Source organism: Bradyrhizobium sp. 137, assembly GCF_023074095.1.
In the GTDB taxonomy this organism is placed as follows: Bacteria; Pseudomonadota; Alphaproteobacteria; order Rhizobiales; family Xanthobacteraceae; genus Bradyrhizobium.
Genome location: NZ_JADPKU010000092.1, coordinates 21,583 through 31,338 on the forward strand (window position 1 = coordinate 21,583; position 9,756 = coordinate 31,338).

Below are 9,756 nucleotides of genomic sequence, written 5' to 3' on the forward strand. Positions count from 1 at the left end.
GCCGGCAGCACTTACAGTGACTAGATTTTCCGCTTTATTCTTTCCAACTCGCTTCGCGGATTCGCCCCGACCAACATGGCTTCCATCGATGAAGCTCAGTTAGCCGGGTTCGCCAGGGACGAATTCACTCACAAGTGTTGCCCGCCATTGATCGGCACTTCGGCGCCAGTGACATAACTCGCATCTGAACATAGGAAGAAAATGACCTTGGCGACCTCTTCGGGTGTACCCACCCGGCGTAGTGGGATCTTTGGCACGAGATACGCTTCCGTGTCAGGCGACAAAATGTCCGTCTTGATTTCGCCGGGCGCGATCGCATTGACGCGAATGCCATGTGAGGCGTAATCGTGCGCCATTTCGCGCGTGAGACAAGCGAGAGCAGCTTTCGACGTGGCATATGCCGTGCCTGCAAATGGATGCACCCGCGCTCCGGCGATCGAAGTCACATTGACGATCGAGCCTGAAGCCGCTTTTAGCTCATCGAACAGACCCTGAGCGAGCAGGATCGGCGCCACCAGATTGAGGTGGAACACGCTCACCCAGGTATCGACTGAGGTCGCCAGCGACGTAAGCCGGGCACCGTTTGGCGATTTTGGTGAGTTTCCGGCATTGTTTATCAGTCCCTGCAGCGGTGCGCCGGCAAGGCGCTCCTTTATCTGGGCAATCACGCGCGGTAACGTCCGATGATCGCTCAGGTCGACTTCGATATAGCTATCCCCCTCTGAGTCCCATGAGCAGCGCATCGCCTCGAATGGTTGGCGCGCGCAAGAAATGATGCGCCAACCGGCTTCCGAAAACAATCTTCGGGTGGCGCGACCGATACCGCGCGATGCCCCGGTCAATACCAGCGTTTTCCGCTCACGCAGCGGACGGCCCCCTCCATCGGCGTGAATTGGACCGCGAGCGTCCGTTTCCGACGATTGAGCTGTGACCGCATTGTCATCTGGTAGACCTAGATTCACACGCGACTCCCCTCCGCTCCCCTCGCCTGTGCACCTGGTGCAGGATCCGGGCCAGAGCGATGCAGGGCACAGGTGGCGCGCTTGTAGGACGCAAATGGCAGGTTCCGAACATCTGGCCTGTTTGCTTTTCGACACCAACAGCGCAGCAATGGCTGTCGTCGAGCTCCCGGGTGCTGCCCACTGCGTGCGCTAAGCCTTCGAGCCGAGAGGCTGGTGTTTCCATCGCGAGCTGACTGCGTCGTCCTCCATGAGTGGTCTGTGGGTCATGCGGGCTGGACGAGATAGGTAAGCTGCCTTTGGCGGAGATCAGGATTTAATGGCCAGTTCGTCCAAGTTGCTCTCGGCCATGGTACGCGCGGCCGCACATGCGGTTCTTGAGCAATATCGCTGGGCCGCCGGCCCCGCGGTTCATCACACCTCCGTCCGAAAGGACTCTACGAGCGGCGCATGAACAAGGCCGTCGTCCAGAAAACGAGCTGACCGCAAAAGGGTTGCCCAGCAAAGGCGATCCATCTACCGGACGCGCCTCCTTGCTGCTGGGACATTCTGACGTGACTGTCTGTTACGTCAGATTTCCTCGGCGACCCGGACCGCCATTGCCGTGCTTTTCACCGTCTGGCCAGCGATGGCGGATTTGACCGGAGGATGACAGAACCATAACCTTTCCGCGCGACTCGACTTACACAGGAGGGCCCGAAGCATTGCAGGGCAAGGCCGCCGGCGCCCGCGGGCATTGGCCTTACGCTTCGCAGGCGTTCGCCCTCCCACCGCACCGTGGTGGTGCGCCGGTCAGCCGTCGCTTGCGGGACGGAAGTCGCCAGCCACAGATCCTGCGAGACGTTGCGAAACGCGATGGTGTCGAAGCCAGCAGTATCAGACCGATGATCTAGCCCGCCATTGCTCAGGCTCACATTCTGGCGCTTCATGAAGCCGCGAAATGTTCGTATGGGTTATCGATCATGGTCAAGTGCTCCGGCTTGCTCTGGTCGAATTCAATAATCCGTGGCACGAGCAGACGGGCATAGCGCGTGAAGGCGCTGGTGGGGGGAAAGCGGATCACTGTAGCGCATCGCGCAAGAAGATACATGTCGATGAGAGCGGAAGCTCCACCTTCAATTCCCATTTCCGCACTATGCAACGGCCCTGCCCGATCGGCCTGGAAACGTTTTGGTACGGCGAAGACATCGGGAAACAGACCCGATAGGCGATCGAGCACCTGTGCACTGTCCGTGCACAGGAAGACCTTTACAGGCTTTGGATATGGCAAAGCCTTGGCTTTACGGATTGCCATGCAGACCTGACGGAGGGCGAGCTCCGAATCGGCCCAGTACGGAGCATGCTCCATGATATCTTCGCCATTGCCGTGCCGAACATGAACGCCAATGATGCTATGGCCGCTAAAGTGTTCCTCATACAAGGCGTCGGTCCGCGCTTGAATCTCAGACCTGAGCTTGATGTTCCGAAAGATCAGTCGTTCGGCTTCCTCGCCACAACGCCACATCAGGCAGGCGTCACAGACAATGGTGTTGGCTTCGTTATCTTCTCTTGCCTGGAACAGCTCGGTCAGTTCGTCACGTTCTTTGAAGATCTGCTCATCCGGACGATGGATGCAGTCGATCGACGGCCTATTCCACCACCGCGGGAAGAACGGTCCGGGAAACGAGAGCTGGTTGATCCGGTCATCGCAAATCACCGGGACCCCAGCGATGTCCTCAAGCGGCTCGAAGAACACCGGAAAGGCGTTGCTGAACGGTTGGTCGATGTAGCAGGAACCGCGCCAGTCAACGACGAGCGTCCGCCCGGTCCGCTGCGCGTACGACCAGGCTGACGCCAGCGACCAGAGGCAGTCACCAAAGCCGGTACGCCTGCGCGAAATAACAAAGCGTTCCTTCGTCAAGTTATAAACCCTTCTCGTTGCGCAAGATTAGTTTTGTGTGGCGCACCTAGTCTTGCGATTCCGATTCACGCCAATGGACGGCTGGTCACCTGGACGCAAGGCGATCAACCCGCAAGCCCTCCTCCACGGCACCGCGATTGGCAGGTCATGCAAGCGGCGTCCAAGGAGCCCTCTTCCGCATTGCCCACCTTTCACGACCGCGCAGTCTGTGACGGATGCAGCCGAATACGGCGCAGATCCCAGAGCCCGCGCAGTTCGTTCACGAGAGCTTCTCGCCTAGTCCTGTCAGAGGTGACCCTGGCGAGAAGATCGGCAAGAACAGCTTCCTTCTCAATTTGCATCAGCATGTCGAACAGGTCATGCGAGACGCGCACGCTGTCCTGGCTGGAGTGACCCATGCGGATCTCGCAGACTGTCTCCTGGCGTTCTCGGCCCGCATGAGCGCGAACCCGGTAAAGAGATACATGGGGCGGCAGTGATACGGCGAGTGCAGTCCAGCTTTCGAGCGTTGTTGCCCGCTTCTTGACGAGGAATGACCCGACTACAAGACCATCCAGCTCGGTCGATAAAAACGCCGTAATCGCATCGGCAACGGAATCTACGATCGGTTCGGCATTGTTGTTGAAGGACGTATTAAGCAGAATCGGGACGCCTGTCCGGCTCTTGAACGCATTGATGACTTCCCAATAGGCGGCATTGTTCGTGCGGGAAACCGTCTGCAGCCGAGCCGTACCATCGATATGCGTGATCGCGCCTAGCAAAGCACGCTTGGATTCGCGCACGCGAACGACGAAATTCATGAAGGGATATTCTGCGCGACCATCCGGCAACTCAAAGAACGCGCCCGCATCCTCCTCCAGAACCGATGGCGCAAATGGTCGATAACTCTCGCGCTTCTTGACCATCGCATTGATCCGGTCCTTGTTCGCCGCGGGCCTCGGGTCGGCAAGAATACTGCGGTTGCCGAGCGCACGAGGGCCGAACTCCGATCGGCCCTGTACCCACCCGATCACGGCGCCATCAGCCATCCACTCGGCTGCTCTGGTTGCGACGTCAGCAGTCCGTTCAATCTCGAGGTGTCCGGCCCATCCCTTCAGTTCCTGTTCGATGCTGTCGTCGCTGCCGACATCTGGCCCCCAATAAACCGCCTGTAGTCGCTCGCGGGGCGCAGGCTGCCCGGCCTCGTTCGACACCATCAGTGCCGCGCCCAATGCGCATCCGGCGTCATGCGCAGCCGGCTGCACGAAGATGTCTTCGAACAGGCCTGAATACAGGAGTTTTCCGTTCAGCGTGCAGTTGTGAGCCACCCCGCCAGCCAGGCACAACCGTTTCATTCCAGTCGACTCACGATAATGCCGAAGAATGTGAAACACGATCCGCTCCAGCGCCTCCTGCAACGATGCGCTCACATCTCGATGCTGTTGCGTGAACGGCATTCCCTTTCGCCGGACCTCAATATTGCGCAGCAATGCCGGACCGATACGGTCGAGGTGAACGCGGTAGCCACCGTTTGCGGAGAGCTCATAGAATTGGGAAAAGAGCTCGCGATAGCGTGCGGGATCTCCGTAAGGAGCCAGCCCCATAACCTTATACTCGTCGAACAGGCCGTAGCCGAGATATCGGATCGTCTCCAGATAGAACAGTCCGAGAGAGTTATTCTCTGAAAAGGTCATAAGCTCGGTCATTTCGGTGCCCGACCCGACCGCCAACAGACCCGACAGGAAGTCGCCACAACCGTCGATCGCGAGGACCAGGCTTTCTTCAAAACCCGACATCGCCAGAGCGCTCACGGCGTGGGCCTGATGGTGGCCTACGAATGACACCCGCGAAGGATCAACTTGGGTACCGAACTCCGTGGCTAGAAGGTGCCGTAACAGCAGATTGGCATCTAGCGGAATTGAGATTTCCGGTTGTGAGATGAACAGCCGTTCGAGCATCGCATTGCAATAGGCTTCAGTAGCGTAGAACGCAATACGATCGACGTCGCGAAGCTCCACACCCGCGGCTGCAAGACAGTATTCAATCGCACTGCTCGGGAGCTTGTTTGAATGTTTGATCCGGTTGAGGCGCTCCTCTTCCACGGCAGCGAGCACGCGCCCGTCCTTGACAAGTACCGCGGCGCCGTCGTGCAGAAACGTGTGCGGTAGTCCGAGGGGGTTTTCATAGACCCTGTCGAGGCCGCCACTCAATCCTAGACACAGCATCTTGTTCTCCGTTAATCCTGAGAGGCCTGTTGGCCTATTTCGTATCGCTTGCTTTGGGAGTAGGCCGCACGTCGCCGCGGGGCCGATCAGGCATCGCTAGCGTGACGAGACTCACATAAGCGTCGCCCGCATCGGCAGTTCGTTACGCCCGATATCGCATCTCGCACACGCGATGCTTCGCTTTAGGTCTTGTTCCTCTCACCGCATCAGGCGCTGCCGAAGCAGCACGGCCGATACGAGGAAGGGAAATGCCGCGTAGATGCAAAGTGCGCCCACATGCAATCCGACGCTGTCGACCGGCCGACCGAGCATTGCCGGACGAATGAGATCGACCGAATGAGTCAGCGGCAATAAGGCCGCGATGCGTTGAAATGAACCGGGCAACTGGCTCATTGGGAAGATGGTCCCGCTCAAATACATCATGGGCGTGAGAATAAGCGACTGGTAGAAGATGAAATAGTCGTGGCTTGGTGCAAGGGCTGAAACGACCATTGCGAGGCTCGCGAAAGTCACGCCAGTGAGGGCGATGGCTGGTAACGCATAGGGGATGGATGACCACTCTGCGTAACCCAGCGCGACGGCGACAATCGTGATCGCTGTCCCGGCGAGCAAGGCCTTGCTCGCTGCCCATGCCACTTCACCGAGAACAATGTCGCCGAGCGTAAGGGGCGTACAGAGCACTGCCTCCCACGTGCAATTTGTCTGCATGCGAGCATAAGCCGCATAGATCGTTTCGAAGGTTGCGGAGACCATCGCGCTTGTGGCGACCATGCCAGCCGCCAGAAACGAGATGTATGAGGTCCCCTCAACACCACCTATGATCATTCCAAGGCCAAACCCGAGACCGAACAGAGAGCTCATCGGCTCGGCCAGATTCCCAAGAATCGATGCCAGAGCGACTTTCCGCCAGACCAAAAAATTGCGGCGCCATACCGCGATCCAGTTCCATGGATTAGCAGGGAGCGCCGGCGCAAAACGTTGCCACATCGTTCAGTCCTTTATCTCTCGCCCGGTTAGCCGCAAGAAGACATCCTCCAGATTTGGAGGACGCTGCAGAAAGCGGAGATTCGTGCGGTTGGCAAGCCGGAGGCGCACCTGCTCTGGATCCGTGACATAGCAGAAGAGCGTCTCCCCGCTCACCTCAGCGCGCTGCACTTGGGGTCTGACCAGCGGCAGCAGTTCATGCGGATTACCGCCGTAAATCTCGATCACTTGGCAGCCGATCTGCTGCTCGATCAGCGCGTGAGGCTGACCTTCGGCGATCTTACGGCCGTGCTCAAGCACGCACAGGCGGTCGCACAATCGCTCCGCCTCTTCCATGAAGTGGGTGGTGAGAAGGATCGTTTTGCCGCGCGCTAATAGCGAGCGCAAGCGTTCCCAGATCAGGTGACGGCCGTGCGGATCAAGGCCGGTCGTCGGCTCATCAAGCACCAAGAGCTGCGGGTCGTTAATGAGGGCCCGTGCCAAGGTCAGGCGTCGCCTCATGCCGCCGGACAGTTCGGCGACGCGGGCATCCGCCTTGTTCTCCAGGCGCGCGAATTCGAGCAGTGACGGCGTGACCGCTTTCACCTCAGCCGCGCTCATGGTGAAGTAGCGCCCGAAAACGAGCAAGTTTTCGCGCACCGTGAGCTGAAGATCAAGGTTATCGAACTGTGGGACAACCCCGATCCCCCGGCGCGCCAAGCGCGCCCTTGCCGGCACTGGCTCGCCGAGCACGCATATCTTACCTGCGTCGGGCGATGCAACGCCCAGGATCAAACGCGCAAGCGTGCTTTTACCCGCGCCATTTGGTCCCAGCAGACCGAAGCACTCTCCCGGCGAGACCGTAAACGAAAGAGCGTCCACGACGACCCTGTCGTCATAGAACTTGCTCACCTGGAAAAGGTCGACTGCCGCGGTTGACATTTGCTTACGCTATCGCGACGGACGTTGTTCGCGCCGCTTCCTCGCTTGCGCGCCTTTTTGTCCAAAGCAGGCCGTCACACCATACGTGATCGACGCGTCCCCACTGGCACGCGGCGGCAGCATCCGGGAAAAAGCCGCGTCCATGCAGATTGGCGCTGGTATTGCAAAGCAGCGGAATGGCTGTGAGCTTCTCGTATTCGACGAGAAGCTCGGCCACTTTATGCTGAGAGGTTCTGGAAACGGTCTGTAGACGAGCAGATCCGTCGAGATGTACGACGGCGGGAATTTTGTCCCGCCATTCCGGTCGCGTCTGGTGATCGAACAGCATGTACGGATCGGGTATTCCAGGGCTAAAAATCTCCGCCGCACGATCCTCCAGGCATATCGGCGCTACCGGCCTGAAATGCTCGCGAAGTTTGATGTCGTTGAGATGATCTTTCATTCCTTCCCAGCTCGCAGCAGCGAGAATGCTTCTGCCACCCAAGGCTCGTGGTCCGAGCTCGGCACGCCCGGCAAGGAAGACCACTGGCTTGTCGCAAGCGAGGATTGCCGCAAGTTCGCCCATAGTGCAGGGCGCGCCCTCCCATTCGGGCGGGACTTCGCTGGGACGCACGGCCGGTCCACTGTAGACCGACCATTCCAGAGCTCTAAAGCCTTGCTGTGCCGCCAGCGCAGAGCAAGCAGCACCAATGGCTGAGCCGCTGTCGTTCGGAAAGGGCGGCACCCACACGACATCGAATAGGCCGGTCGCACGAAATGCACTATTCCACTTAATATTCAGGCCACAGCCGCCGGCTATGCAGAGGTTACGCGCCCCCGCAAGATCCGAATGCCGCTCCACAACATCAGCAATGGTGCGAACCAGCAGACGCTCTAGAAAAACGTGAAATGACGCAAGGACGTCTTCGGCTTGCTTTTCCTTCAATCGCATTGCGCACGCATCGAAGAAGTCGTGCAGAGCTTCAAGCGGCGCTTGTGAGCTGTTGATCTCTCCAAGCTCAGGACAAGCGCCCTCAGCATCCGTGGCAAAGTGCGCCTCATAAAGTTCATGAAACGTCTTAATACTGTCCTCGTCGGGCGATCCCAGCGCGATATAGGCCATCAGCTTGCCGGCAATACCGAGATCCCAGCTGGTGCGGTCTGCCCGCCTGTAAGGTCCAAAGTGATGTCCTGCCGTCGCATAGGCGTGACCTATCATCGGAAACAGGCACTCGATGAACCGGATGCCATGGGGCTCGACATAGTAGAGGCGTGGAAACATGCAGCCGTCCCACACCAAGCAGAAAGCAGATTGCGCGGATTTGGCAAACGAGCTGGCGCAATATGCGGATGCTACGTGCCCGGTGACATGGGGATAGCTTTGATAGGGATATAGCTTCCCATCAAGCATGAGGCCGATGCCATCGCGGGACGTCAGGGGGCTATCGCCTAGCCGTTCGACATACGGCGCGCCCTTGAGCTTTATGGTCGTCGTCCCACTAAGGACTTCAAACTGCGACTCGAACTCTCCATCCCAGCCATCAATAACGAACTGATCAACATCGCTCGGATGCAGCCCGTGCTCCGCCAAGGCGCTAACAACGGCATCCAGGTTGTCGATGGTTTGATAACGCGGATTGTTGTTCAGCTTCTCCTGTTCGACACAAAACACCACCCGGCCGTGCTCGATCAGAGCGACTGCCCCGTCATGCGTCAGCTTGATACCGCAGATACGCATAGTGGCTCCTTTCAAGCTCGGCCGTTAGGACGGATCGAAGATCGCTCCGGATTGCGAAAGCGGACCAACAAGCAGTCTTCGTCAGCCGACTGCCCCTGGCACTGCACGCGTTCGACCTCGATGAGCGCTTCAGTCAACATCGTGATGACTGTCTCGGCGCCAGCGACATGCCCCCATCGCCTGCAGGTGGCATCACGTGCAGATCCGAAGACCAGATGCCCACCTGGAGCAAGCATCTTCACTATTTTGTCGATTGCGGTACGCATCCGTGTCATGTCTTCGAGATAGTAGAGAACTTCGGCGACCACGATCAGATCGAACAGCTCTTCGGTCGAGAACTGCAGAATATCGCTCGCCGCCCAGCTGATATGCGACCACCTCTTGGTCCGCTGGACCGCTCGACCGATCGCTCGCGGCATAACATCGATGACCGTGAGCCGTTTGCAGTGAGGAGCAAGCTTCTCTGTGAATGCACCGGCCGCGCACCCGATCTCGAGCCCGGTTGAGACGGCGCCGTTCGACAGCGATAGCCGTAGCAATTGGGTGTGACGCTCACGTTCGAACGGATTGTCGTCAAGCCGCCACGGGTCATCGTTAGTCAGCTCCCGTTGCAACGATTGATGTGTCTTGTCCACGCTCACCACTAAATGCCCCTATAAAGCTGTCAGTCAGTCTCGGCCGCAATGCCATCAGACGCGGTCAGCTGCGAGGGAGCGCGCGAAAGACCGGCCCCGCGAATTGAGCCAGGCGTTTCCGATACCGGGTTAAGGCTTGGTCCAGTTGTCGCGTCTTCGATCGAGGCCTTCGATTCGTCAACGTGTGATGATTTCGCTACTTTGCGCGAGAGCCAGTCGCTGTTGCTCAAGGTACAGAGCGCATAGGCTTTCATCGGGAGCAGGAGGAAGATGTTGATCGGGGTGTGGAGCGAGAAGCCGATAAATCGAAGCTCGCCGGCACGAAGGGCCGCCACGCCGCATCGAATCATGGTCATCGCGACGATGGTCAGACCGGTCCACCAGGGCACGGTGCCGGTGAGCGCGAGCTGAGCGAGCGCGGCAATCGATGAGATGG

Annotated in this window: 7 protein-coding genes and 1 pseudogene; all 8 read right to left on the minus strand. The window is 58.7% G+C overall.

Translation table 11 applies throughout. The annotated features are described in order from the left end of the window. Positions 1-128: 128 nt before the first annotated feature. Positions 129-893: an SDR family oxidoreductase gene (locus tag IVA78_RS25110; RefSeq protein WP_247468420.1), complete on the minus strand. Its 765-nt coding sequence runs from the start codon at positions 891-893 to the stop codon at positions 129-131. Between the two features lie 991 nt (positions 894-1,884). Beyond that, positions 1,885-2,859, minus strand: a complete 975-nt coding sequence (locus IVA78_RS25115) for a nodulation protein NodZ (RefSeq protein WP_247468405.1) — start codon at positions 2,857-2,859, stop codon at positions 1,885-1,887. Between the two features lie 191 nt (positions 2,860-3,050). Next, entirely contained in the window at positions 3,051-5,063 is a 2,013-nt protein-coding gene (locus IVA78_RS25120; protein WP_247468408.1) for a carbamoyltransferase, read from the minus strand. A gap of 198 nt (positions 5,064-5,261) precedes the next feature. Beyond that, positions 5,262-6,050 (minus strand): ABC transporter permease, encoded by a 789-nt coding sequence (locus IVA78_RS25125; protein WP_247311328.1) that lies wholly within the window; start codon positions 6,048-6,050, stop codon positions 5,262-5,264. 3 nt (positions 6,051-6,053) lie between these two features. Beyond that, the gene (gene nodI / locus IVA78_RS25130) at positions 6,054-6,968 is read right to left on the minus strand and encodes a nodulation factor ABC transporter ATP-binding protein NodI (protein ID WP_247468411.1); all 915 of its coding nucleotides are present in this window, start codon (positions 6,966-6,968) and stop codon (positions 6,054-6,056) included. 4 nt (positions 6,969-6,972) lie between these two features. Then, entirely contained in the window at positions 6,973-8,685 is a 1,713-nt protein-coding gene (gene nodU, locus IVA78_RS25135; RefSeq protein ID WP_247468414.1) for a nodulation protein NodU, read from the minus strand. Positions 8,686-8,696: 11 nt separating this feature from the next. Then, entirely contained in the window at positions 8,697-9,326 is a 630-nt protein-coding gene (gene nodS / locus IVA78_RS25140; protein ID WP_247281312.1) for a nodulation methyltransferase NodS, read from the minus strand. 23 nt (positions 9,327-9,349) lie between these two features. Beyond that, a pseudogene (locus IVA78_RS25145) lies at positions 9,350-9,756 on the minus strand (chitooligosaccharide synthase NodC); the annotation flags it as partial.